Origin of the sequence: Streptomyces sp. NPDC057963 (assembly GCF_042887155.1) — a bacterium.
Lineage (GTDB): Bacteria > Actinomycetota > Actinomycetes > Streptomycetales > Streptomycetaceae > Streptomyces.
Genome location: NZ_JBHVPX010000006.1, coordinates 184,712 through 206,821, shown reverse-complemented (window position 1 = coordinate 206,821; position 22,110 = coordinate 184,712). Strand labels below are relative to the sequence as shown.

Genomic DNA, 22,110 nt, shown 5'->3' with positions numbered 1-22,110 from the left:
CGGCCGGTCACCGGTGCGTGGCCCACCGGGCGGCCTCATGCTGCCCGTTCGGCGGTGGCCGGTGCCGTGCCGCGCTTGTCCCGCAGCAGCTGTCGGCGCTTGTCGTCCTTGGCCCACCAGGTGCGCGCCCCCGGCTTGCGTGCCTCGTACGACAGCTGCCAGACGGTGCCCTTGCAGATGAACTCCTTGAGCTTCGCGCCCGCGTACCCGCCGAGGTGGTACCGCTTGGCGGTGTCGTCCTTGTCGGTGAGCTGAAGGACGCCGCTGCGCCGCCCCAGGCTGATGCACTGGGCGACGAATCCCACGTCGACGGGCGCGGGCGGCTTGCCCGCGAGCCGGCTGAGTACGGTCTCGGCGGCCTGCGGGCCCAGCTGGACCGCGGCCTGACAGCTCATCCGGAACGGCAGGTCCGACGGTGCCGCCGAATCACCGGCCGCGACGATGCGCGCGTCGTCCACGCTCGTCAACGTCTCGTCCGTGAGCAGGCGGCCCAGGACGTCGGTGCTCAGCCCGCTGCGGGCGGCCAGGTCCGGCACGCCGAAACCGGCGGTCCAGACGGTGATCCCGCTCGGGAGTTCGCGGCCGTCGTCGAGCCGCACGGCATCGCGGGTCACCGCCGCCACCCTCGCCCCGGGGCCTTCGAGCACGGTCACACCGAGCCCGGCGAGCCGCCCGGCGACCGAGCGGCGGCCCCGGGGGTGCAGGGACGGGCCGAGCACCTCGCCGCAGACCAGGGTCACGGCGCGGCCCCCCTCCGCCAGCTCGGCGGCGGTCTCGATGCCGGTCGCACCGGCGCCGACCACCGTCACCGCGGCGGTCGCGGGCGCGGCGTCGACGACCGGCCGCAGCCGCTCCGCCTCCTCCAGGCCGGCGATCGGGTAGGCGAACTCCGCCGCTCCGGGCACGCCCGGGTCGGCGCTGCCGCTGCCCACCGCGTAGACCAGGTAGTCGTAGCCGACCGTGCCGCCGGTCGCCAACGCCACGCTGCGCACGGCCGCGTCGATCCGGGTCACGGTGCCGACCACCAGCCGGACGTCCTTGCGCAGGACGTCTCCGTAGTCGACGACCGCGTTGTGGGATCCGCCCACCAGTTGGTGCAGGCGGATCCGCTCGACGAAGGCCGGGCGCGGGTTGATCAGCGTCACTGTCACGTCGTCGCGCTGCGTCAGGCGGTTGGCGGCCATGACTCCGGCGTACCCTCCGCCGATCACGACCACATCGGTGTTCTGGCTCACGGTGCCTCCTTCGTTGCCGGGCTTCGGCATCAAGACACCGCGTGCGGGATGGTTGTGACAGCGCGTGAGGCAGATCACTCGCAGGGGGTCCGGGCCGGGAACGGCGCCCCCGTCCCGTCGTCCCTGTCGTCGTCCCCGTCCTGTCGTCCCTGTCGTCGTCCCCGTCCCGTCGTCCCCGTCCCTCGTTCCCCGTCCGTTCGGCGCAGGGGCCCGGTTCACCGTGGCGGCAGGGGCGGACGGCGCCGGTCCGGGACCGAGTCGTAGGTCGGAGGAGTCGCCGCCGGGTGCGCGGCCAGCAGGTCCAGGGCCACCCGTACCGCGTCGTCGAGCACCGCGTACCGGCCCTCGGCCCAGTCGAGCGGGGTGCGCAGCGCCTCCAGGTCCGGTTCGACGCCGTAGTTCTCGACCGACCACCCGTACGTGTCGAACCAGGCAGCGTTCATCGGCACCGTGATCACCGTGCCGTCGCCCAGCCGGTGCCGGCCGGTCATGCCGACCACGCCGCCCCACGTCCGCTGGCCCACCACCGGGCCCAGTTTCAGCAGGCGGAACGCGGCGGTGATCATGTCGCCGTCGGAGGAGGTCGCCTCGTCGGCCAGGGCGACCACCGGGCCGCGCGGGGCGTTCGAGGCGTACGAGACCGGCTGGGCGTTGCGGGTCAGGTCCCAGCCGAGGATCGTGCGGGTGAGCTTCTCGACCACCAGCTCGCTGATGTGGCCGCCCGCGTTGCCGCGTACGTCGACGATCAGCGCCGGGCGGGAGACCTCCATGCGCAGGTCCCGGTTGAACTGGGCCCAGCCGGAGCCGCCCATGTCGGGGATGTGCAGATAGCCGCACTTGCCGCCGCTCAACTCCCGTACGACCTCACGGCGTTTGGCGACCCAGTCCTGGTAGCGCAGGGGGCGTTCGTCGACCAGGGGGACGATCGCGACCCGGCGGGGGCGGCCTTCCCCCTCGGGCGGGCGGAAGGTGAGTTCGACCGTGGTGCCGCCCGCCGCGGAGAGGAGGGGGTACGGGCCCGTCACCGGGTCGACCGGGCGGCCGTCCACATGGGTGAGGACCGCGCCCTCCCGGATGCCCGTACCGGCCAGCGGGGAACGGGCCTTGGAGTCGGAGGAGTCGCCGGGCAGGATGCGCCGGACCGTCCAGGCGCCGTCCCGGCACGCCAGGTTCGCGCCGAGCAGTCCGATCGCCCGCTGGTAGTGCGGCGGGCCCTCGTTGCGGCGGGCCGGTGAGACGTACGCGTGCGAGGTGCCCAGTTCGCCCAGGACCTCGCGCAGCAGATCGGCGAACTCGTCGGGTGAGGCGACCCGTTCGACCAGCGGGCGGTACTGGTCGAGCACCCCCTCCCAGTCGATTCCGCACATGTCCGGTTCCCAGAAGTACGCGCGGATGATGCGGCCGGCCTCCCCGTACGCCTGCCGCCACTCCGCCGCCGGGTCGACGTCGTGCAGGATGCGGCGCAGGTCGAGGTAGACCGTCGAGTCGCTGTCGCCGATCTCCGTGGCGGGTACGGCGCGCAGTTCGCCCTCGTCCATGACGACCAGCCGCGTGGCGTCGCCGCTGACCGCGAACCAGTCCAGATGGCCGACGAGTTCGGTCTTCCTGGCCTTGGAGATGTTGAAGTGTTCGAGCGTGGGGCGGCCCGACATGTCGGCCGGGTTGGCGAACGTCTCGCCGAGCGCGCCGGAGATCGGCCAGCGCAGCCAGACGAGTCCGCCGCCGCTCACCGGACGCAGGGCCGAGTACTTCGACGCGGAGACCGGGAACGGCGTCACCCGGCTCTCCAGCCCCTCGAACTCGACCGTGACCGTCGACGGCCCCTCGCCCGTACCGGTGTCGGGAATGTCGTCGGCCGGGTCGAGGCCGCCCGCGGCCGGGCGCCCCTCCGGCGACAGGGCGAACGGGGAGGGCGTCGCCGAGGAGAGCGGCACCAGGTACGGGCGGCAGCCCAGCGGGAAGGAGAGGTCCCCGGTGTGGACGTCGTACACCGGGTCGAAACCGCGCCAGGAGAGGAAGGCGAGGTAGCGCCCGTCGCCGGTGAAGACGGGATTCTCGTCCTCGAAGCGGCCGTTGGTGACGTCGACGATCACCGGGGCGCCGGTCCCCAGGATGCGGGCCAGTTTGATCTGGCGCAGCGAACGGCCGATCCCGGGGTGCGACCAGGTCAGCCAGGCGCCGTCCGGCGAGAACGCCATGTCGCGGACCGGCCCGTTGATGGAGCGGATCAGCTCGGTGGGTTCGCCGGTGGACGTCTCCTCGTCCGTCTCCAGGAGCAGCAGCCGGCCGTCGTTCGTCGCGATCGCCAGACGCTCGCCGTCCGGGTCGGAGATCAGCTCCTGGACCCAGCCGATCCGTCCGGAGGCCAGCCGGCGCGGCTCGCGGTCGCCGCTGGCGCGCGGCAGGTAGGCGATCTCGATCGCGTCGTCGCCGTCCGCGTCCGTGACGTAGGCGACCTGGCCGCCGCTGCCGAGCATCTCGGGCAGCCGGACCCGGACCCCCGGGGTGTCGGAGATCGTCCGGGCGGGGCCGTCGCGGTGGGTGAGCCAGTACAGGCTGCCGCGTACGGAGACGGCGCTGGCCCGGCCCGTCTCGTCGACGGACAGCGCGTCGATGTTGCTGGCGGCCGGCACCTGGTGCGTACGCCGTCCGACGCGCGGCCCGCCGAGCCGTACCTCCAGCTTCCGCGGCTCCGCGTCCGGCGACGCCAGGTCGTCCACCAGCCACACGTCGCCCGCGCACTGGTAGACGACCCGGCGCCCGTCGCTGGAGGCGTGCCGGGCGTAGAAGGCGTCGTGGTCCGTGTGGCGGCGCAGATCGCTGCCGTCGGGCCGGCAGGAGTACAGATTGCCGACGCCCTCGTGGTCGGAGAGGAACGCGATCCGGCCGGCGACGAACATGGGCGAGTCGAGGTGCCCGCCGATGTCCGGGAGCAGCCGCCTGCCGTGCAGCCACAGCCGCCCCGTCGCACCGCCCCGGTACCGCTTCCAGGAGGCCGGTTCGTGCGGAGGTTTGCCGGTCAGCAGCAGGGTGCGCCGCTCGCCGTCGATGTCGGCGACGGCGATGTCGGCGACGGGCCCCCAGGGCAGCTTGCCACCGGGGCTGCCGTCCGTGGGGACGGTGTAGGCCCAGGAGACGTGCGAGAACGGCTGGTTGTGCGAGGACACGGCGAGGATCTGCGCGGCGTCCCCCTCGTCGGGGGTCGTCCAGCCGCAGACCCGGGCGTCCGTCGACCCCCAGTAGGTGAGCCGGTGCGCCGGGCCGCCCTCGACCGGCGCGAGATGGATCTCGGGGTCGAGGCTGCGCCAGGTCGTGTACGCGATACGGGTTCCGTCGGGGGAGAAGCGCGGGTGGCCGACCCTGGTCCGGTCGACGGTCACCCGCCACGCGCGGCCGGGCCGCTGCCCCTCCGGGGCGAGCGGGGCGACCCAGAGGTCGTCCTCGGCCGCGAAGCAGAGCAGGTCGTCGTGGAGGTGCGGGAAACGGAGATACGCGACGTCGTCACTCACCCCTCAATGCTTTCCGCGCGAGAGGGCCCCGGCAACTTGTGGTGCGGAACACAAGCGAAACGTTTTCGTTTCGCTGGACCAGAGAGTTACCGTCGATGTGTACGAAACAGTTTCGTTCGATTGACTGATGTACGAGAACAGGAACAGGAGGTCGACCCATGGCACGCACCCGGCTCACGCCCGAGCGTGAGAGCGAGCTGTACGCCGCGGTGCTCGACCTGCTCCGCGAGGTCGGTTACGACGCCCTGACCATGGACGCCGTCGCCGCCCGTACCCATTCCAGCAAGGCCACCCTCTACCGCCAGTGGGGGAGCAAGCCCGAGCTGGTCGTCACGGCCCTGCGGCACAACAAGCCGGTGTCCCTCGCGGAGATCGACACCGGATCGCTGCGCGGCGACTTCCACGCCGCGCTGAGCCGCAGCGACGACTGCCAGATGGAGAAGAACTCCGCGCTGATGCGGGGCCTGACCCATGCCGTCCACACCAATCCCGATCTGCTCCAGGCCCTGCGAGAACTGCTGATCGAGCCGGAAGTGACCGGCCTCGACACGCTGCTGCGCCGAGCCGTGGACCGGGGTGAGCTGCGTCCGGACCATCCGGCGCTGAAATATGTACCGCACATGCTGATCGGCGCCTTCGCCGCACGGCAGCTGGTCGAGGACCGCGCCGTCGATCAGGCGTTCCTCACCGACTACGTCGACTCCGTGATGCTCCCCGCACTCGGAGTCTGACCCCCTCAGTCCCCTTCGCGCGATCCGTCCCCTTCGCGTGGCCTCCTCCCCAGGCCCTACCTGACACGCCGCTCTCGTCGTCGGGCTGGTTCCGCACGCCCTTTTCCCAACACGACCTGACCGGGAGTACGCCTCCGTGGCCACATTCCTCTACAAGCTCGGACGGTTCGCCTTCCGGCGCCGCCGCTATGTCGCCCTGATCTGGGTGGCCCTGCTGGCGCTCGCCGGATTCGGCGCGGCCTCCGCGTCCACCGCCACCTCCAGCTCCTTCTCGATCCCGGGTACGGAGGCGCAAAGGGCCTTCGACCTGCTGGAACAGCGCTTCCCCGGGGCCAGTGCCGACGGCGCGACCGCACGGGTCGTGTTCAAGGCGCCCGACGGCCAGAAGATGACGGACCCGGCGAACAAGGCCGAGGTGAACAAGCTGGCCGGCGAGCTGAAGTCCGGCTCGGACCAGATCGCCTCGGTCACCGACCCGTACACCGGCAACGCCGTCAGCAAGGACGGCTCCACGGCGTACGTCTCCGTGTCCTACAAGGTCAACTCGATGGAGCTGACCGACGCGACCCGGGACGCCCTGCAGGACGCGGGCCAGGCGGCGCAGAAGAGCGGGATGACCGTGGAGATCGGCGGTGACGCGCTCCAGGCGATGCCGGAGACCGGGGCCACCGAGATCATCGGTGTCGCGATCGCCGCGGTGGTGCTCGTCATCACCTTCGGCTCGCTGATCGCCGCCGGACTCCCGCTGCTCACCGCCCTCATCGGGGTCGGTATCGGTGTCTCGACGATCACGGCCCTGGCGAACGTGCTCGACCTGGGCTCCACCACCTCCACCCTCGCGATGATGATCGGCCTCGCGGTCGGCATCGACTACGCGCTGTTCATCGTCTCCCGCTACCGTGCCGAGCTGGCCGAGGGCCGGGAGCGCGAGGAAGCGGCCGGGCGGGCCGTCGGCACGGCCGGTTCCGCGGTCGTCTTCGCCGGTCTCACCGTCGTCATCGCGCTGGTCGGCCTCGCCGTCGTGAACATTCCGATGCTGTCGAAGATGGGCTTCGCCGCGGCCGGCACGGTCGCGATCGCCGTCCTCATCGCCCTCACCCTGGTCCCGGCGATGATGGGCTTCGCGGGCAAGCGGGTCATGGGGCGCAAGGCGCGCAAGGCCGCCGAGGCTCCGAGCCGGCCCGACACCAAGCCGAACATGGGCACCCGCTGGGCGCGGTTCGTGCTGCGCAAGCCGGTCTGGGTGCTGCTGGCCGGTGTCATCGGCCTCGGTGCCATCGCCGTACCGGCCGCCTCCCTGGAGATGGGGCTGCCCGACGACGGCTCCCAGCCCACCAGCACCACCCAGCGGCGCGCCTACGACCTGCTCTCCGACGGTTTCGGCCCCGGCTTCAACGGGCCGCTGATGGTCGTCGTCGACACCGCGAACAGCTCCGACGGCAAGACCGCGGCCAAGCGGGTCTCCGACGAGATCTCGGGCATCCCGGGTGTCGTCGCCGTCACCCCGGCCCAGTTCAACAAGGCCGGCGACACCGCGATGCTCACCGTCGTCCCGAAGGACCGGCCGAGCTCCACCGAGACCGAGAACGTCGTCCACGCGATCCGTGACACGGGCAAGGACATCACGTCCGACACCGGTGCCGAGGTCCTGGTCACCGGCTCGACCGCGATGAACATCGACTTCTCGCAGAAGATGAACGACGCGCTGCTGCCCTATCTGGCGCTCGTCGTCGGCCTGGCCTTCCTGCTGCTGATGCTGGTCTTCCGCTCCGTGCTGGTGCCGCTGAAGGCGGCCCTCGGCTTCCTGCTCTCGGTCGTCGCGGCCCTGGGCGCGGTCGTCGCGGTCTTCCAGTGGGGCTGGCTCGGCTCGCTCTTCGGTGTGGAGCAGACCGGTCCGATCATGTCCATGATGCCGATCTTCATGGTGGGCGTGGTCTTCGGCCTGGCCATGGATTACGAGGTGTTCCTCGTGACCCGGATGCGTGAGGCGTACGTCCACGGCGAGAAGCCCGGTCAGGCGATCGTCACCGGCTTCAGGCACGGCGCCCGGGTCGTCGCGGCCGCGGCCGTGATCATGATGGCGGTCTTCGCCGGCTTCATCGGCTCCAGCGAGCAGATGGTCAAGATGATCGGCTTCTCGCTCGCCATCGCCGTCTTCTTCGACGCGTTCGTGGTCCGGATGGCGATCGTGCCCGCGGTCCTCGCCCTGCTCGGCAGGCGTGCCTGGTGGCTGCCGCGCTGGCTGGACCGGCTCCTGCCGAACGTGGACGTGGAGGGCGAGGGGCTGCGTGAGCAGCTCGGCGAGACGTCCGAGGGCCGCACCGGCGGGGACGGGCGCGGCGGCGGTGCCGGGGACGACCGCGAGCTGAGCCGCGTCTGAGCCGCGTCCGAGCTGTGCCCGAGCTGGTTCCGACCTGCGTCCGAGCCGGTTCTGAGGTTCCGACCTGCGTCCGAGCTGCGTCCGAGTCGGTTCTGACCTGCGTCCGACCTGCGTCTTAGCCGGTTCCGAGCTGGTTCCGAGCTGGTTCTGACCTGCGTCCGAGCTGCTTCCGTGTCGCAGAGAGCCTCCGGGGTCCGCGTCTGAGCGGAGCGCGGCCCCGGATGCGCCGGTTGCCTGTGGGGACGGGGCCGGGGCAATGGCGGAGGCCCCCGTGCGAGCGGCACGGGGGCCTCCGCCATGCGGTGCCCCGTGCGAGCGGCGCGGGGCTTGTGTCCTGCGGTGCGTCACCGCGTGGGGGTCATGCGTCCATACGGGGCATGCGCGCGGGTCCGGCGGTGTTCTCGCCGTGGGTGCGGTGCAGAAAACGGATCAGCGGCGCGTTGTCGAACTGCACCACCTCCACGCCCTCCTTCGAGCGGAGCTCCACGACCAGTTGCGTCCGGCCGCACGGCCACACCCGGATGCCGCCGCGTTCGGCGGGGGAGCGCAGTCCGCGCTCCAGCAGATCGCGGCTGAAGGCCCAGTCGATGCCGCCGGGGAAGGCGACATGGACCATGCGCGGGTCGTCGTCGGCGTCGTACAGCAGGTCGACCGGGACCGCCGGGAGGTCGGGGGTGTCATTGACGAGCCAGGCCTCGGCCTGTTCATGGATCACGGGGGGCATGGGCCGACTCCTCCTGTCTGTTCTCTTCGTCATCCAATGTCCCATATTTCCCACAGGTGGCGCGGGGAGCCGCCAGTTGTGACGCACCCGCTCTTGCGAAGGGTTTGCAACAAGGCCCTATCATTGAGCGGTTCACGACATCGTCCGCGGCAACGCAGGATCGCAGGAAGCGGAGCCTCCCCATGCATGTACCCGACGGATTCATCGACGCCCCCGTCTCCGCCGCCGCCGGAGTCGTCGCCGCGGGCGCCGTCGCCGTCAGCCTGCGGGGCGCCCGCCGTGAGCTGGACGAGCGCACCGCGCCGCTCGCCGGTCTCGTCGCCGCGTTCATCTTCGCCGTGCAGATGCTGAACTTCCCGGTCGCCGCGGGCACCAGCGGGCATCTGCTGGGCGGGGCGCTCGCCGCGATCCTGGTCGGGCCGTACACCGGGGTGCTCTGCATCTCCGTCGTCCTGCTCATGCAGGGCATCCTCTTCGCCGACGGCGGTCTCACCGCGCTCGGTGTGAACGTGCTCGACATGGGCATCACGACCACCGTCGTCGCGTACGCCCTCTTCCGCGGGCTGGTCCGCGTGCTCCCGCGGAGCCGCCGCTCCGTGACGGCCGCGTCCTTCGTCGCCGCCCTGGTCTCCGTACCGGCCGCGGCCTGCGTCTTCACGCTGATCTACTGGATCGGCGGCACCACCGACATCCCGATCGGCAAGGTCTTCACCGCCATGGTCGGCGTCCACGTCCTCATCGGTATCGGCGAGGCCGTGATCACCGCACTGACCGTCGGCGCCGTCGTCGCCGTACGCCCCGATCTGGTCCACGGCGCCCGCGGACTCGCCGCCCCGCTCCAGCTCCGGGTCGACGGCGAGCTCGTCGACGCCCCGGCCCGGCAGCCCGTCGCCCCGGTCGCCGCCCGCTCCACCCGGGGGCTCTGGGCCACCGGCCTGGTCGCCGCCCTCGTCCTGGCGGGCTTCGTCTCCTTCTACGCCTCGGCGAACCCCGACGGCCTGGAGAAGGTCGCCGCCGACCAGGGCATCGACAAGAAGGCCGAGGAGCACGCCGCCAAGGACTCCCCGCTCGCCGACTACGGCGTCAAGGACGTCTCCAACGCCCGTATCTCCGGCGGCCTCGCCGGGGTGATCGGTGTCGGGGCCACGATCGTGGTCGGCAGCGGGATCTTCTACGTGGTCCGCCGCCGTCGCACCCCCGACGCGCCCGCCGCCACCTCGCACGACCGGGAAACCGTCTGACATGGGCGCGGGTCATGCGCACCGGCTCTACCGGCACGGGCATTCGCCCGTCCACGACCTGCCCCCGCACTGCAAGCTCGCGGCCGCCTTCTGCTTCGTCGTGGCCGTCGTCTCGACGCCGCGCGGGGCGGTGTGGGCGTTCGCGCTCTACGCGGTGCTGATCGGCGCCGTCACCGCCCTGGCCCGCATCCCCGCGGGCTTCCTGCTCAAGCGGCTGCTCATCGAGGTGCCGTTCGTCGCGTTCGCCCTGCTCATGCCGTTCGTGGTGCCCGGCGAGCAGACCCATGTCCTCGGCCTCTCCGTCAGCGTCCCCGGCCTCTGGGGCGCCTGGAACGTCCTGGCCAAGGGCACCCTCGGCGTGGCCGCCTCCGTCCTCCTCGCCTCCACCACCGAACTGCGCTCCCTGCTGCTCGGCCTCCAGCGGCTCAGACTCCCGCCGCTGCTCGTGCAGATCGCCTCGTTCATGATCCGGTACGGCGATGTGATCACCGACGAGATGCGCCGGATGTCGATCGCCCGCCGCTCCCGGGGCTTCGAGGCGCGCGGGATACGGCAGTGGGGCGTCCTGGCCGCATCGGCGGGCGCGCTCTTCATCCGGTCGTACGAGCGCGGCGAACGCGTCCACCTGGCGATGGTCAGCCGCGGCTACGCCGGTTCCATGCCGGTCATCGACGAGGTGACGGCCTCCCGGGCCCAGTGGGCGTACGCCTCGGCCCTCCCCGTACTCGCCCTCGTCATCTGTCTGCTGGGATGGACCCTATGAGCCTGCCCACCGCCCCCGCGCCGTCCCTGGAGGTCAGCGGCCTCGCCTACGCCTACCCCGACGGCCACCAGGCACTCTTCGGAGTGAACCTGACGGTCGCCCGAGGCGAACGCGTCGCCCTGCTCGGCCCCAACGGAGCCGGCAAGACCACCCTCGTCCTCCATCTCAACGGCATCCTCGACGCCGGCGCGGGCACCGTCCGGGTCGCCGGTCTCCCGGTCGAGAAGCGCAACCTCGCCGAGATCCGCCGCCGCGTCGGCATCGTCTTCCAAGACCCCGACGACCAGCTCTTCATGCCCACCGTCCGGGAGGACGTCGCCTTCGGCCCCGCCGCGTCCGGGCTGCGCGGCGTCGAACTGGAGGAACGCGTCACCGAGGCGCTGACGCAGGTCGGTATGGCCGAGTACGCGGACCGGCCGCCGCACCACCTCTCCTTCGGCCAGCGCCGCCGCGTCGCCGTCGCCACCGTCCTCGCCATGCGGCCGGAGATCCTCGTCCTGGACGAGCCGTCCTCCAACCTGGACCCGGCCTCCCGGCGCGAACTCGCCGACATCCTGCGCTCCCTGGACGTCACCGTGCTCATGGTCACGCACGACCTGCCGTACGCCCTGGAGCTCTGCCCGCGCGCGGTCGTGCTGAGAGAGGGCGTCATCGCCGCCGACGACCGTACCCAGGATCTGCTCTGCGACGAGGGGCTGATGCGCAGCCACCGCCTGGAGCTGCCCTTCGGATTCGATCCGCGTTCCGTGACGGTGAACATGAGGTGACCCGCCACACGTCCGGCCTGCGCGGGCATGCACCATGGGGGGATGAGCGGGAGCGCAGGAGCAGGCGTGGACGTACGGGGCACGGTGGCCGCCGGATTCGAACCGGTCCGGGACGCCTTCGTCCGTAACTTCGAGCAGCGCGGCGAACGCGGCGCCGCGGTCACGGTCTACCGGGACGGGCGCAAGGTCGTCGATCTGTGGGCCGGTACGAGAGACGTCGACGGCACCGAGCCGTGGGCCGTCGACACCGTGCAGATCGTCCGCTCGGCGGGCAAGGGCATAGCCGCCGCCGTACCGCTGCTGCTGCACCAGCGCGGCCAGGTCGACCTCGACGCCCCCGTCGGCACGTACTGGCCGGAGTTCAAGGCGGCCGGCAAGGAGCGGGTGCTCGTCCGCGACCTCCTCGCCCACCGGGCCGGCATACCCGCCCTCGACTGCCCGCTGACCCCCTCCGAGGCGGCCGACGGGATCTCCGGTCCGCAGGCCGTCGCGGCCCAGCGCCCCCAGTGGGAACCCGGCACGGACCACGGCTACCACGCCCAGACCTACAGCTGGCTCGTCGGCGAACTGGTGCGCCGGGTCACCGGCCGCACCGTCGGCCGCTGGATCGCCGAGGAGATCGCCCGCCCGCTCGGCCTGGACTTCTGGTTCGGCCTCCCGGCGGACGAGGCGCACCGGGTGGGCCGCATCGGCCCCGTCGAACCGCCGGCCGACGCGGGCGGCGGCGGCACGCTGCGGGTGCGCCCCAAGCGGTCCGTCGTCGAGGCCTACCGCGACCCGGAGTCCCTCACCCGCCGCGCCTTCGGGGCCATCGACCCGCTCCCCGACGAGAACGACCCCGCCTACCGGGTGGCCGAACTCCCCGCCTCCAACGGCATCGCCACCGCCCGCGCGCTGGCCCGCTGCTACGCCGCGATGATCGGCCCGGTCGACGGCCACCGCCTGTTCGCCCCGGCCACCCTCACCCTCGCCCGCACCGAGGAGTCGGCGGGCCCGGACCGGGTCCTGGTCGTCAACACCCGTTTCGGCCTGGGCTACATGCTGCACGGCCCGGCGGCCCCGCTGCTCGCCCCCGGCTCGTTCGGCCACCCCGGCCGGGGCGGCTCGCTCGGCTTCGCCGACCCCGAATCCGGCATCGCGCTCGGCTATGTGACGAACGGTCTACAGAAGGGAGTCACCGCCGATCCCCGCGCCCAGGCCCTGGTCAGGGCAGTACGGTCGGCGCTATGACTCCTCCTCACTCCGCAGGTTCACGGTTCGACGGATACGGCGTGCTCATCACCGGAGCGGGCCAGGGCATCGGGGCCGCCACGGCCCGCCGGCTGGCCTCGGAGGGCGCGCGCGTCCTGGTCACCGACCTGGACGGCGACCGCGCCGCACATGCCGCCGCGGCGATACGGGAAACGGGCGGGGCCGCCGAGGCGCTGTCCTGCGACGTGGCCGACCGGGCGGCGGTCGAGGCCGCGGTCGCCCACGCCGTCGCCGCCTTCGGCTCCCTCGACGTGCTGGTGAACAACGCGTACGCCTGCACGCCCGACGCCCCGTTCTTCGAGGACGAGCCCGACGAGGTCTGGCAGCGCGACCTCGACATCACGCTCTCCGGCCCGTACCGGTGCGCCCGCGCCGCCCTTCCGCACCTGGTGGCCTCCGGGCGGGGCGCGATCGTCAACATCGGCTCGGTCAACGGCGAACAGGACTTCGGCAACCACGGCTACAGCGCCGCCAAGGCGGGCCTGGCCAGCCTCACCCGCACCCTCGCGGGCCACGCCGGACCGCGCGGCGTCCGCGTCAACCTGGTCGCGCCCGGCACGATCCGCACGGACGCCTGGGCGGGCCGGGACGCCGAACTGTCCCGGGTGAGCGGCCTCTACCCGCTCGGCCGGGTCGGCGAGCCGGAGGACATCGCGTCCGCCGTCGCCTTCCTCGCCTCGCGCGACGCGGCCTGGATCACCGGCACGACGCTGCGCGTGGACGGCGGGCTGACGGCGACGGACTACGGCTTCCGGGACGCGGTTTCGGGGGCCTGACCGATGCGGGCCCGGTCCGCCCCGCGCCCGGGTCAGGCGAGCGCGGGGTGGATGAGCCGCCCGTTGAGGATGAGGGAGGCGGCCTGCTTGAGACGGCGCACCCGCACACTGATCTCGTAACCCCTGATGCCCTCGGTACGGGCGAACCGGCCGCTGAGGTAGCGGTAGAAGTCCCGGGTGTCCTTGCAGATGACCACGGCCATGATGTTGTGCTTGCCGCTGATGGCCGCGGCGAAGGCGCACTCGTCGTGCCCGCTGAGCTCCTCGCCGATCTCCTGGAGCCGGGGCAGGTCGACCTGGAGCCAGAGCGTGGCGTTGAGCGCGTAACCGAGGCGTTCGGGCACGGTGTCGATGTCGTAGACCAGCGAGCCGGTTGCTTCGAGGACCTCCAGCCGGCGGGCCACGCGCGGCTTGGACCAGCCGGTGGCCTCCGCGAGCCGGGTGTGGGAGGCGCGGCCGTCCTCCGCCAGTGCTTCGAGGAGCGGGCGGTCCTCCTCGGTCGGGGTGAGCGGGGGCCCGGTGGGGGTGGGGCGCTCCGCGGTCAGCAGCCGCACCTGCTCGTCGGTGAGCGAGCCCTCCCGACCGGTCCAGCCGGCCGTGTCCGGGGAGCCGAAGGCGTGGACGAGGAGGTCGACGTTCAGGTCGAGGACCGAGGCCGCCCGGGGGAGCTGCCGCAGCAGCACGTCGTCCCGGGCGGTCGTGGTGGGCGAACGGATGATGCAGATGATCTCCGAACCGCCCGACGCGATGCTCGTGTACGCGACCTCCGGCCTGCGGGCCAGGGAATCCGCGAGCGGCCCCACGGCGTCCGGGCGGCAGCGCAGCCGCGCGATCCACTCGGACCGGCCGTGGGCGGCGGGGCTGCTCAGCCCGACGACGCGGACGACACCGCCGCGGCGCAGGGCGTTGTAGCGGCGCGCCACGGTCTGCTCGGACACCCCGACGACCTCGCTGAGGCGGCGGAAGGAGACTCGCGGCGAGCAGTTCAGGCCATGGATGATTTTGCGGTCCAGATCGTCAGGCATGGATGAATGGTCACATAAGTGGCGCCCCATCCAGAGGTTCCATGACGTTCGCCGGGATCGCTTGGGGATTTATCGACGGTCGGGGCGAAGCTGGTCGACGGCTTTGCGGGTGATCCGGCGGACCGCGTGGAACGCGGTGGTACGCCGGTGCGCCCGGGAGCGGGCGCACGCCGGACGGCGGTGCTCACATCGCAGCCGGTGCCCGCGCGGCACCCACCCCCGCACCAGAAGGAACCTCTTCGTGAATTCCGCAACGACAACGACACAGGGCAGATCAGGGCGGGGCGTCACGCTCGTCATGGCCTGCCTGGGCGTCTTCGTCGCCTACCTCCCCGTGACCACCGTGTCGGTGAGCCTGCCGGCCATCCAGCGGGCTCTGGGCGCCTCCACGTCCCAGCTTTCCTGGGTCTCGGACGCCTTCGTGCTGCCGATGGCCGCACTGATCCTGACCACCGGGGTGTGGGGCGACGTCCACGGCCGTAAGCGGGTCTTCCAGGCGGGCATGGCCTTCTGCGCGCTGGGCGCGGCGATCTCGCTGACCTCGGACTCGGTGCAGGCCCTGTGGGCCGGGCAGGCCGTCTCCGGGCTGGGTGCGGCGGCGCTGCTGCCCACGACGCTGGCCCTGATCAGCCACGCGGCCCCCGACCACCGGGAACGGGGCAGGCTCATCGGCCTGTGGGCCATGTCCCTGATGGCCTCGCTCGCCGTGGGCCCGCTGATCGCGGGTGTGCTGCTGGAGCACGTCGCGTGGCGCTGGATCTTCCTCCTGCCCGTGCCGGTCTCCCTGATCGTGCTGGTCGTCGCGGCGTTCCTGCTGCCCGACTCGCGCGCCCCGCACGGCCGTCGGCTCGACTGGCCCGGACAGATCAGTGCGGCCGTCGCGGTCACCGCGGTTGTCTACGGCGTGATCGAGGGCGGCGCGGACGGCTTCGGCGAGCCCGCCGTGGTGACGGCCCTGGTGCTCGGCGTGGTCGCTGCCGTCGTGTTCGTCGCCGTGGAGCGCCGCAGCGCGAGCCCGATGCTCGACCTGGCGCTGTTCCGCAGCCCGGCCTTCACCGCCACCGCCCTGGTCGCCATGATCAGCTTCCTCGGGCTGATCGGCTTCTTCTTCGTGCTGAGTCTCTACTTCGGCATGGTCCAGCACCTGACCACGATCGAGGCGGCGCTGCGGATGCTGACGGTGTCCGGGGTGGCCCTCGTCGTCGGCGCGCCCATCGGACGCCTGATGCACCGGGTCTCCGCCCGGGTCCTGATCACCACGGGCCTGGTCGTCGCGGCGGGCGCGATGCTCTCGCTGACCGACGTCGACGCCCACACCTCCTACGGCTCGATCGTCTGGCGGCTGGCCCTGCTGGGCCTCGGCATGGGCGCCGTGCTCACCCCGATGACCGCCTCCGCGGTGTCCTCCGTCCCGCACCACCTGGCCGGGATGGCCGCCGCCGGGAACAACGCCTTCCGTCAGGTCGGTGGAGCCCTCGGCCCCGCCGTGCTCGGCGCCCTGCTGACCACCCGGGCCCTCGACGCGCTGCCCGGCCGCCTCACCGACGCGGGGGTGCCCGCCGAGGCGAGTGCCCGCGTCCTCGACACCGCCCGTGAGCAGGGACTCGGCGCCGTGGCCGGGCTCCACCTGGACGCCGCCACCGGACCGGCCCTGACCGCCCTGGGCGACTCCTTCCTCGACGGCATGCGGCTCTGCCTGACCGTCTCGGCCTCGCTCGCCCTGCTGGCCGCCCTCGCCTGCGCCGTGCTCCTGCGCCCGGCCGCCAAGCCGGTGGCCCCGGCGGCCCCGGCCACCGAGGAACCGCCGGCCCGCCCGGCGCCGGTCCCGGTGAGCTGAGCGCGGCGGGACCCGGAGCATCGGCTGCCGCCGCGTCGGCCCGCGAGCTGCCCGCCGCCGACTCCCGCCCTGCGGTGGCGAACTCCAGCAGGTCGGCCGGCGCGGCGGTCGGCGGCACCGCCCGCCCGGCCGTGGCCTGCTTCAACACCCGTATCGTGGAAGCGAGTTCGGCAGCCTGCCTTCGGGCTATCCGCCGGTCGGGCCGCGAGGGTCGGCCAGGCGCCCGACCGCCCCGCCATGCGCGGCACGGCGGGGCGGAGCGGTGTGGGGCCGGTTCACATCAGACGGCGCCGAACTCCCCGGCCTTGACGCCCGCCACGAAGGCGGCGAAGGAGGTGGGGGAGGCGTGCAGCATGGGGCCGCCCGGGTTCTTGGAGTCGCGTACGGGGACGATGCCGGTGGTGGAAGCCTGTGCCGGGGCCCACTCGACGCAGGAACCGCCGTTGCCGCTGTAGGAGGACTTGACCCAGAGAAGGGAGGGGGAATCGGTCATCAGGGGGTGCCCTTTCGTACCTCGTCGATCATGGCCACGGATGCCGCTTGGGAGAGCGCCTCGGCCTGAAGCTGATGGTAGGCCCTTACCAGCGGCAGCACGGATGTCAGTTCCCTGTCCAAGTACCCGTTGGTCTCGGACTCCACGTAGGACATCACCGAGCGGTCGGGCAGGGTCAGCAGATTCACCAGCCGAGTGAACGGGCGACGCTCACCCGTGGAGTAAGGGGCCACCTGAATCACGGTGTTCGGCCGCTCGGCGAACTCGATCAGATGGGCCAGTTGGCGCTCCATAGCCTCAGGTCCGCCGATCATGCGACGGATGCAGCTCTCGTCCAGCACCACGAACAGCATGGGTGGAATGCGCCGAGTCAGGATCGTTTGCCGCTCCATCAGTGCCTCGACCCGCTCCGCAGCCTGGTCCGGGGTGAGCGTGCCCCGCCTGATGTTGCCCTCTTCCATGGCCGTCGCGTACTCCGGCGTCTGTAGCAGCCCTGGAATCACGCCTACGTCGAACAGCCGGATCTCGGCCGAGCGGTGCTCCTGCCCCAGGTACTCCGGGAAGCCTTCCAGCAGACTGCCGTTCCGGAACTCTGCCCACGCGCGTTCGAACGATTCGGCAGTGCTGGTGAATCCGAAGACAGTATCCACGCTCCGCGAAAAGCGGAGCGTTGGCGGTTTGCGGCCGGTTTCGATGGCCGAGATGTGCCTGCCCGAGTACCCCGCCAGGTCAGCCAGCTCATCCTGCGTCCAGCCGCGTAATTCACGGGAACTGCGTAAGCGGGCGCCGTAGGCCGCTCGCGGGCTTGCCTCAGGGTTCAACTGCTTGACGTTTACCAACGTGCCCTCCGATTGCAGAACGTTGAAGATGCCTCGACCGTAGGCCACGCTGAAGCCTCCTGGTAGTGGAATGACTACGGAGCGGAGTTGACGTGCCTGAAGATGACGACGATGCCCTGACTCGTCACGAACCCCTTCAACTCCCCTCGCCCGGCACGCTTGTCCGGGATACCGGCCACGGCTACCGGGTGGGGGAGTTCCGTGGGGTCGCCGGTCCGTACTGGTCATTGCGGCCGGTCGGTGGCGGTGTGGAATGGGAGGCGGAACCCGAGTGGGTCCAGGCGCTGACTCCGGCCGAGCGGCTGAGCGTGGAGAACGCGTTGCGGAATCTGCGGAGCAGCCGGGGTGGGCTGTGAACGGGGCGGCGGTGCCGGAGGGTTATCGGTGCGAGGTGCTGGCCATGGAGTTCTTTGTTGGGGGGACCGGGAAGATGGAGAGACACGTGCTGGGCACGTTCCGGACCATCTCCCCGGTGCTGGCGCTGCGGTGGCTGGGTGGTCAGGCATTGTGGATCGCGGACCGGATCGACGCCGATCCCGACGCCGATCCGGACTCCGACTCCGGCTTCGGCCCGCGATCGGACCTGGAGCGCTCGGCGTGGGTGCAGCCCTTGAAGCGGCTGCCGGTCGGCTCCACGCCCGACCGCCCCGCCGAGCTCCGTGCCTGGTACGAGGACCGGCAGGGCCAGCGCGCGGCCCAGACACACATCAAGAGCGGCAACCCGTTCCTCGTCGTCGTCCCCGACACCGACTTCACGTACACCCTCTCCGTGCACCCCGATTAAAACGTGACGATCGCCCCCCGATGTGTCACGTTCTTTCGTGCATACCCCAGGAGGTCTGCCCGCCCGGACGGACCTCCGAGGGCCAGACGGCGCCGTCAGACGGTGCCGAACTCCCCGGCCTTGACGCCCGCCACGAAGGCGGCGAAGGAGACGGGGGAGGCGTGCAGCACGGGGCCGCCCGGGTTCTTGGAGTCGCGTACGGGGACGATGCCGGTGGCGAGTGCACCGAGCGGGGCCCATTCGACGCAGGAACCGCCGTTGTCGCTGTACGAGGACTTGAACCAGCGAGGGGATTCGGCTGTCACGGGATGCCCTTTCGTAGGAGGCGGAGCTGCGAAAGCGACCTACCCACACGACGCAATGCCCATGGCGGGGAGAGGCATGGGCGAGAACTTTCAGCGCGCGGACTCCGGATCCGCACCGCCCCTGAACCCGCCCCCGCCCCGCTCAACTCGTGTGCAGCATCAGCCCGATGCCGACCACCATCAGCCCCGCCGCCGCGATCCGCGGGGCGCCGAACCGCTCCTTGAAGAACAGCGTCCCGATGGCCGCTCCGACGATGATCGACGACTCCCGCAGGGCCGCGATCGGTGCCAGTGCCGCCCGGGTCTGGGCCCACAGGACGAGGCCGTACGCCGTCACCGACAGGGCCGCGCCCAGCAGCCCGCGTACGGCGAACGGGCGGAGGGCGGGCAGGAGTTCGGCGCGGCGGCGGTACAGCGCGTAGGCCGGGATGGCCAAGCCCTCCAGGATCATCAGCCAGGCGATGTAGCCGAGCGGGGTGCCGGAGGCGCGGACGCCGACGCCGTCCACCGTGGTGTACCCGGCGATGGCCAGGCCGGTCGCGAGGGCGGCCAGCAGGGCCGGCCAGTCGGGGCGCCTGCCGGAGCCCCGGATGCCCCAGAGGGCCAGCCCGACGAGCCCCGCCGAGGCCACCGCGACTCCGGCGGTGGCCCAGCCGTCGGGGTGCTCGCCGACGAAGACCGCGGCGAGGACCGTCACCACCAGCGGCGCCGTGCCCCGGGCGATCGGGTACATCTGCCCGAAGTCGCCCAGGGTGAACGAACGCATCAGCAGCAGCATGTACGCCACATGGAGCGCGGCCGAGACCAGCAGATACGGCCAGGCCGCGGCGGCCGGGAACGGCACGAGGAGGGCACCGGCCGCGCCGATCAGCAGTCCGCCGCCGGAGATCAGAGTGAAGGAGAGGAGCTGGTCCTTGATCGCGTGCGCGATCGCGTTCCAACTGGCGTGCGTGACCGCCGCGACCAGGACCGCGAACGCGACCAGCGGTGTCACTTCGACTGCTCGCGCACGTCCACCACGGTTCCGCCGGCGTGCCCGATCAGCGACTTGGGGTCGAGGGGGAAGACGGTGTGCGGGGTGCCCGCCGCCGCCCACACCACCTCGTGGCCCAGCAGCCCCCGGTCGGCCAGCACCCGGGTCCTCGTACGGTGCCCGAAGGGGGGCACGCCGCCGATCGCGTACCCGGTCGTCTCCCGGACCAGCTCGGCCCCGGCCCGCTTGACCTTCCCGGCGCCCAGCTCCGCGCGTACCCGCTCCACGTCGACGCGCGAGGAGCCGTCCATCAGGACCAGCACGGGGGCCCCGTCGGCCTCGAAGATCAGCGACTTGACGATCTCGCTCAGCTCGCAGCCGATCGCGGCGGCGGCCTCGGCGGCGGTACGGGTGGCCTCGGGGAATCGGCGGACCTCGACATCGAGCCCCAGCTCCCGGAGGGCCTCGGCGAATCGGGGGTGGGCTTCGGCAGCGGCGGTGGCATCGGAAGTGCTCATGCCCCGCACGCTAGCGAATCTCGCGCGGGGCATGCGACGCGGTTCCACGCGGGCGGGAACGGCTGTCACCGTTCCCTGGAGTAATTCACCACGCAGCCGACGGTCAGCAGCACCCCGAACACTCCGAAGGCCAGCAGCCCGAGGACCTTGAGCAGCCCCATCCCGTCCGCCGCGCCCCTGACCGCACCCGCGATTCCGCCCACGGACGCGCAGATTCCGAGAACGAACGTGCGCGATCCCCGGGGCCCGGCAGCCGACATCTCACGACCCCGCACGGAGTACCGCCGCGACCACCGGGCCCGCCGCGTCGCCGCCGTGGCCTCCGGACTGGACGACCGCCGCGGCGGCCAGGTCGTTGCTGAAACCGGTGAACCAGCTGTTGGACGTGGCCTGGCCGTCCACCTCCGCCGAGCCCGTCTTGGCGCCCTTGTCGCCGCCGACCGAGGCCATCGCGGCCCTTCCGGTGCCCCAACTTGCGGTCTGGCGCATCATGTTGGTGATCTGCTGGGAGGCGGACGGGGACAGCGACCGGGACGCGGTGGCGAGCGTCCGGCCGTCCAGGCTCCGGTCCACGAGGACCGGCTGGTGGAAGGTGCCGCTCTTCGCGGTGGCGGTGATGGACGCCATGTTGAGCGCGTTCATCTGGACCGTGCCCTGACCGATGTACTGGGCGGCCGCCTCGCCCCCGGTGGCCTCGGGCACGCTGCCGTCGAAGGACACGACGCCGGTCTGCCAGTCCAGGCCGATGCCGAAGACGTCGCGGGCCTCCTTGGCGAGCGCCGCGTCGTCCTTCGTGTCGTCGATCAGCTTGATGAAGGCCGTGTTGCAGGACCGGGCGAAGCTGGTCGTCAGGGTGCCGTCGGGGATGGAGAAGCCGTCCAGGTTCTTGAAGGTGCGGCCCATGTACATGGCGTCGGGCGGGCACTCGATCTTCTGGTTGGCCGAAGCGAGGCCCTTCTCGATCAGCAGCGCCGCCGTCACGATCTTCATCGTCGAACCGGGTGCCTGCTTGCCCTGCATCGCCGCGTTGAAGCCGGTGGCCGGGTTGTTGGCGATCGCGCGGATCGCGCCCGTGGACGGCCTGACCGCGACCACCGACGCCTGGCTGAACTTCTTCACGGCCACCTCGGCCGCCGCCTGGGCGTTCGCGTCCAGTGTGGTCTGCAACGTGCCCGGCTTGCCCGTGGTGAGGGTCAGCAGGGTCTTGTTCGGGCCCTCCGCGTCCGCGTTCTCGATCCAGGTCTCGATACCGGCCGTGCCGCCGGCCTTCTCCCCGTACTTCTCGCGCAGCGCGTCCAGGATCGACCCCAGGGAGGGGTACTTCTCCTTGGTGAGAACCTTGCCGTTGCGGTCGACGGCCTCGATCGACGGTGTCGACGCCTCCCCCGTCTTCAGTGACGCACCCGCCGTCAGCTGCGGGTGGATCACGGTGGGGGCCCAGTCGATCAGCGGCCTGCCGGTGGTGAGGCCGCGCACCACGGTCAGCTCGGAGGCGTACGACCAGGGCTTGGTCCTGCCCCCGAACGACACGGTCGCCTTCACCGTGTAGGGCACCTTCGTGCCGGCCGCCTCCCCGGGGGTGATCACCGCCCCGGTGACATGGGCGCTCTCGCGGTACCCGGTCAGGGCCGGTTCGGCCTCGGCCGGGTTGTTGGTGAGCTGGGACGCGACAGACGCGTCACCGCTCGCCCAGGCCGTGAGGAACTTCTTCGACGTGTCGTCGATCTCCGCCTTGGTGACCGGCCCCGTCTTCACCTCGGCGGCGGCGGACCTGCTGTCCGTACCGTCGCCGCCCCCGCCGTTCAGCCCGCCCAGGACGTTGTAGGCCCCGTAGCCCACCCCGCCGACCACGACCGCGAACACTCCGCCGACTATCGCAACCTTCGCTCCACTGCGCATCCGTGCAGTCCCCCTCCCCAGGAGTTCCCCCTTGAACGTGTTCAAGGAGATGCCGCTGGG

The 22,110-nt window shown here is 71.7% G+C and carries 21 protein-coding genes; 10 read left to right on the top strand and 11 right to left on the bottom strand.

Annotated features, from left to right (window positions below):
* Positions 1–35 precede the first annotated feature (35 nt).
* Entirely contained in the window at positions 36–1,235 is a 1,200-nt protein-coding gene (locus ACFVT1_RS16460; protein WP_389795744.1) for an NAD(P)/FAD-dependent oxidoreductase, read from the bottom strand.
* A 215-nt stretch (positions 1,236–1,450) separates the two neighbouring features.
* Complete coding sequence (locus tag ACFVT1_RS16455; protein ID WP_389795743.1) at positions 1,451–4,744, bottom strand: S41 family peptidase; 3,294 nt, start codon at positions 4,742–4,744, stop codon at positions 1,451–1,453.
* A 158-nt stretch (positions 4,745–4,902) separates the two neighbouring features.
* Between ACFVT1_RS16455 and ACFVT1_RS16450 the strand changes: the two genes are divergently transcribed.
* On the top strand, positions 4,903–5,475 hold the full coding sequence (locus ACFVT1_RS16450; protein ID WP_389795741.1) for a TetR/AcrR family transcriptional regulator: 573 nt from the start codon (positions 4,903–4,905) through the stop codon (positions 5,473–5,475).
* Positions 5,476–5,611: 136 nt separating this feature from the next.
* Complete coding sequence (locus tag ACFVT1_RS16445) at positions 5,612–7,855, top strand: MMPL family transporter (protein ID WP_389795739.1); 2,244 nt, start codon at positions 5,612–5,614, stop codon at positions 7,853–7,855.
* A 358-nt stretch (positions 7,856–8,213) separates the two neighbouring features.
* Here the strand turns inward: ACFVT1_RS16445 and ACFVT1_RS16440 are convergent, their stop codons facing one another.
* A complete protein-coding gene (locus tag ACFVT1_RS16440; RefSeq protein ID WP_389795737.1) occupies positions 8,214–8,579 on the bottom strand; it encodes an SsgA family sporulation/cell division regulator in 366 nt (121 codons plus the stop codon).
* Positions 8,580–8,761: 182 nt separating this feature from the next.
* Here ACFVT1_RS16440 and ACFVT1_RS16435 point away from each other — a divergent pair, with 182 nt between their 5' ends.
* From ACFVT1_RS16435 to ACFVT1_RS16415, 5 genes are all read left to right on the top strand, one after another.
* Positions 8,762–9,820 carry an energy-coupling factor ABC transporter permease gene (locus ACFVT1_RS16435; RefSeq protein WP_389795735.1) on the top strand — a complete coding sequence of 353 codons (1,059 nt, stop codon included), beginning with the start codon at positions 8,762–8,764 and terminating at the stop codon, positions 9,818–9,820.
* Position 9,821: 1 nt separating this feature from the next.
* Positions 9,822–10,583, top strand: a complete 762-nt coding sequence (gene cbiQ / locus ACFVT1_RS16430; protein WP_389795734.1) for a cobalt ECF transporter T component CbiQ — start codon at positions 9,822–9,824, stop codon at positions 10,581–10,583.
* Positions 10,580–11,350 (top strand): energy-coupling factor ABC transporter ATP-binding protein, encoded by a 771-nt coding sequence (locus ACFVT1_RS16425; protein WP_389795733.1) that lies wholly within the window; start codon positions 10,580–10,582, stop codon positions 11,348–11,350. The genes cbiQ and ACFVT1_RS16425 overlap by 4 nt, the downstream gene beginning before the upstream one ends.
* Positions 11,351–11,416: 66 nt before the next feature.
* Positions 11,417–12,580, top strand: coding sequence for a serine hydrolase domain-containing protein (locus ACFVT1_RS16420; RefSeq protein ID WP_389796190.1), 1,164 nt, complete (start codon positions 11,417–11,419; stop codon positions 12,578–12,580).
* Complete coding sequence (locus tag ACFVT1_RS16415) at positions 12,577–13,377, top strand: SDR family NAD(P)-dependent oxidoreductase (RefSeq protein WP_389795732.1); 801 nt, start codon at positions 12,577–12,579, stop codon at positions 13,375–13,377. The genes ACFVT1_RS16420 and ACFVT1_RS16415 overlap by 4 nt, the downstream gene beginning before the upstream one ends.
* A 32-nt stretch (positions 13,378–13,409) precedes the next feature.
* Here the strand turns inward: ACFVT1_RS16415 and ACFVT1_RS16410 are convergent, their stop codons facing one another.
* Positions 13,410–14,402, bottom strand: coding sequence for an Lrp/AsnC family transcriptional regulator (locus ACFVT1_RS16410; protein WP_389795730.1), 993 nt, complete (start codon positions 14,400–14,402; stop codon positions 13,410–13,412).
* A gap of 298 nt (positions 14,403–14,700) precedes the next feature.
* Between ACFVT1_RS16410 and ACFVT1_RS16405 the strand changes: the two genes are divergently transcribed.
* A complete protein-coding gene (locus ACFVT1_RS16405; protein ID WP_389796188.1) occupies positions 14,701–16,239 on the top strand; it encodes an MFS transporter in 1,539 nt (512 codons plus the stop codon).
* Between the two features lie 280 nt (positions 16,240–16,519).
* Here the strand turns inward: ACFVT1_RS16405 and ACFVT1_RS16400 are convergent, their stop codons facing one another.
* Both ACFVT1_RS16400 and ACFVT1_RS16395 read right to left on the bottom strand, forming a co-directional pair.
* Complete coding sequence (locus tag ACFVT1_RS16400) at positions 16,520–16,732, bottom strand: DUF397 domain-containing protein (protein ID WP_389795729.1); 213 nt, start codon at positions 16,730–16,732, stop codon at positions 16,520–16,522.
* Positions 16,732–17,571, bottom strand: a complete 840-nt coding sequence (locus tag ACFVT1_RS16395; protein ID WP_389796186.1) for a helix-turn-helix domain-containing protein — start codon at positions 17,569–17,571, stop codon at positions 16,732–16,734. The genes ACFVT1_RS16400 and ACFVT1_RS16395 overlap by 1 nt, the downstream gene beginning before the upstream one ends.
* A 92-nt stretch (positions 17,572–17,663) precedes the next feature.
* Here ACFVT1_RS16395 and ACFVT1_RS16390 point away from each other — a divergent pair, with 92 nt between their 5' ends.
* Positions 17,664–17,927 (top strand): hypothetical protein, encoded by a 264-nt coding sequence (locus ACFVT1_RS16390; RefSeq protein WP_389795727.1) that lies wholly within the window; start codon positions 17,664–17,666, stop codon positions 17,925–17,927.
* Positions 17,928–18,013: 86 nt separating this feature from the next.
* Positions 18,014–18,355, top strand: coding sequence for a hypothetical protein (locus ACFVT1_RS16385; protein WP_389795725.1), 342 nt, complete (start codon positions 18,014–18,016; stop codon positions 18,353–18,355).
* A 95-nt stretch (positions 18,356–18,450) separates the two neighbouring features.
* Here ACFVT1_RS16385 and ACFVT1_RS16380 read toward each other — a convergent pair whose 3' ends face one another.
* The 5 genes from ACFVT1_RS16380 to ACFVT1_RS16360 all read right to left on the bottom strand — a co-directional run bounded on the left by ACFVT1_RS16380 (position 18,451) and on the right by ACFVT1_RS16360 (position 22,050).
* Positions 18,451–18,660 (bottom strand): DUF397 domain-containing protein, encoded by a 210-nt coding sequence (locus ACFVT1_RS16380; RefSeq protein ID WP_389795723.1) that lies wholly within the window; start codon positions 18,658–18,660, stop codon positions 18,451–18,453.
* Positions 18,661–18,802: 142 nt separating this feature from the next.
* Positions 18,803–19,654, bottom strand: coding sequence for an EamA family transporter (locus tag ACFVT1_RS16375; protein ID WP_389795721.1), 852 nt, complete (start codon positions 19,652–19,654; stop codon positions 18,803–18,805).
* Positions 19,651–20,151: a YbaK/EbsC family protein gene (locus tag ACFVT1_RS16370; protein WP_389795719.1), complete on the bottom strand. Its 501-nt coding sequence runs from the start codon at positions 20,149–20,151 to the stop codon at positions 19,651–19,653. The genes ACFVT1_RS16375 and ACFVT1_RS16370 overlap by 4 nt, the downstream gene beginning before the upstream one ends.
* A gap of 65 nt (positions 20,152–20,216) precedes the next feature.
* Positions 20,217–20,354: a hypothetical protein gene (locus tag ACFVT1_RS16365; RefSeq protein ID WP_389795718.1), complete on the bottom strand. Its 138-nt coding sequence runs from the start codon at positions 20,352–20,354 to the stop codon at positions 20,217–20,219.
* A 58-nt stretch (positions 20,355–20,412) separates the two neighbouring features.
* On the bottom strand, positions 20,413–22,050 hold the full coding sequence (locus tag ACFVT1_RS16360; RefSeq protein WP_389795716.1) for a penicillin-binding transpeptidase domain-containing protein: 1,638 nt from the start codon (positions 22,048–22,050) through the stop codon (positions 20,413–20,415).
* Between the last annotated feature and the right edge of the window lie 60 nt (positions 22,051–22,110).

Excerpts from the sequence above, each read along its gene's own strand:
- ACFVT1_RS16450 (WP_389795741.1), top strand. The coding sequence starts at position 4,903 with ATGGCACGCACCCGGCTCACGCCCGAGCGTGAGAGCGAGCTGTACGCC.
- ACFVT1_RS16440 (WP_389795737.1), bottom strand. The coding sequence starts at position 8,579 with ATGCCCCCCGTGATCCATGAACAGGCCGAGGCCTGGCTCGTCAATGAC.
- ACFVT1_RS16435 (WP_389795735.1), top strand. The coding sequence starts at position 8,762 with ATGCATGTACCCGACGGATTCATCGACGCCCCCGTCTCCGCCGCCGCC.
- cbiQ (WP_389795734.1), top strand. The coding sequence starts at position 9,822 with ATGGGCGCGGGTCATGCGCACCGGCTCTACCGGCACGGGCATTCGCCC.
- ACFVT1_RS16425 (WP_389795733.1), top strand. The coding sequence starts at position 10,580 with ATGAGCCTGCCCACCGCCCCCGCGCCGTCCCTGGAGGTCAGCGGCCTC.
- ACFVT1_RS16415 (WP_389795732.1), top strand. The coding sequence starts at position 12,577 with ATGACTCCTCCTCACTCCGCAGGTTCACGGTTCGACGGATACGGCGTG.
- ACFVT1_RS16410 (WP_389795730.1), bottom strand. The coding sequence starts at position 14,402 with ATGCCTGACGATCTGGACCGCAAAATCATCCATGGCCTGAACTGCTCG.
- ACFVT1_RS16405 (WP_389796188.1), top strand. The coding sequence starts at position 14,701 with ATGGCCTGCCTGGGCGTCTTCGTCGCCTACCTCCCCGTGACCACCGTG.
- ACFVT1_RS16400 (WP_389795729.1), bottom strand. The coding sequence starts at position 16,732 with ATGACCGATTCCCCCTCCCTTCTCTGGGTCAAGTCCTCCTACAGCGGC.
- ACFVT1_RS16370 (WP_389795719.1), bottom strand. The coding sequence starts at position 20,151 with ATGAGCACTTCCGATGCCACCGCCGCTGCCGAAGCCCACCCCCGATTC.
- ACFVT1_RS16360 (WP_389795716.1), bottom strand. The coding sequence starts at position 22,050 with ATGCGCAGTGGAGCGAAGGTTGCGATAGTCGGCGGAGTGTTCGCGGTC.